Annotated in this window: 1 protein-coding gene; it reads left to right on the top strand. The window is 63.1% G+C overall.

What is annotated here, in order from left to right; genetic code table 11:
• Nucleotides 1-434: 434 nt before the first annotated feature.
• Nucleotides 435-1,266 (top strand): DUF222 domain-containing protein (locus IEY81_RS23860; RefSeq protein ID WP_189120991.1); only part of this gene is annotated, 832 nt, incomplete at its 3' end.

Genomic DNA, 1,266 nt, shown 5'->3' with positions numbered 1-1,266 from the left:
GGTCGAGCCTGTGGAGACCTCCCTGCCGGAAACGATCACCGAAGCCGACTGTGGGCCGCCGACCCGTTCACGAGGGTCTTCTCGACCTGCCCCGGAGTCAAGGACGGCCTACGGCCGCCGGCTTCGCCGGCCGCTTCGCGGTCCTGGACACCGGAACACGTCGAGAAAAACATGGCTGGCTATCGGGGCGGCGGCCCGGGTGTGGCGCGGAGAAATCGCTCCGCCGGTGGTCGAGCTTGTCGAGACCACCAAACCCACAACAACTATCCCGTTCACGGAAAGGAAGAAGTGCCCTATCGGGCCACTTACCATCCACAGATTCGAGGCTGAGAAGACGTCAGAAAAGTGCGTCTGACCAGGGATAATATATGGCGCCACGGGGTCGAAAGGAGTAGAATCAGACCCATCACAACACACCCTTGAAGGGAGGAACGATGAGCCTCGAGCACGACACCATCGACGCTGACCTGAGCGCCATCGAAACCTCCCTTGACGACCTCCTGACCCGGGATCCGGCTTATTGGCGCACGAGTCAGAAGAAGGACACACTCCAGCGGCTGGAGAAGATCCAGGCCAAGCAGGCCGCCGTGAAGCTCCGGCTGCTCGCCACGGCTGGTGACATCGCTGAGGAAACCGGCGCGAAAGATGTCTCCGGGTGGATGCGCACCGAGCTCTTGGTCGACAAGGGCGTCGCCCGCTCGCAGGTGAACCTGGCTGCCAGCCTGGCCAAGTACGAGCTGGTCGCTGCGGGTCTGGCTGACGGTGTGTTGTCGCAGGACAAGGCTCGGGTGATCACCAAGGCTCTCGACCAGATTGAGACTGACCCGGCCGCCAGCATCGAGGACCTGCTCCTGGCGGAGAAGTTGTTGGTCGAGCACGCCACCTGGTGGACTGCGAACGAGCTGAAGGTCGCCGGCAAGCGGATCTTGATGATGGTCGACCCCGATCGGTTCGAAGAAGCCGAGGCCAAAGCGCTGCAGCGGGAAGAGGAGCATGCCCAGCGGCGCATGTTCTTCCAGTCCCGCGACAACGGCGACGGCACGGTAGAGATCCAGGCTCGTGTCTCTCGTGCGGTGGGTCTGCGGTTGCGGACGATGCTGGACTCGCTGGCGCAGCCGCGGAAGTGGTCTTCGGAGGAGAAGGGCCGCAAAGCCCCCTATGACCGGTTGCTGGGTCAGGCGTTCGCGCGGGTGATTGAGACCTATGACGTGGAGAATCTGCCGCGTCATGGTGGGCACGCGACCACGGTGTTCGTGACGATGAGTC

The sequence above is a fragment of the Nocardioides luteus genome (assembly GCF_014648595.1).
Taxonomy (GTDB): Bacteria; Actinomycetota; Actinomycetes; order Propionibacteriales; family Nocardioidaceae; genus Nocardioides; species Nocardioides luteus.
The sequence above is the reverse complement of the archived record's forward strand: the minus strand, read 5'-3'. Positions and strand labels throughout refer to the sequence as shown.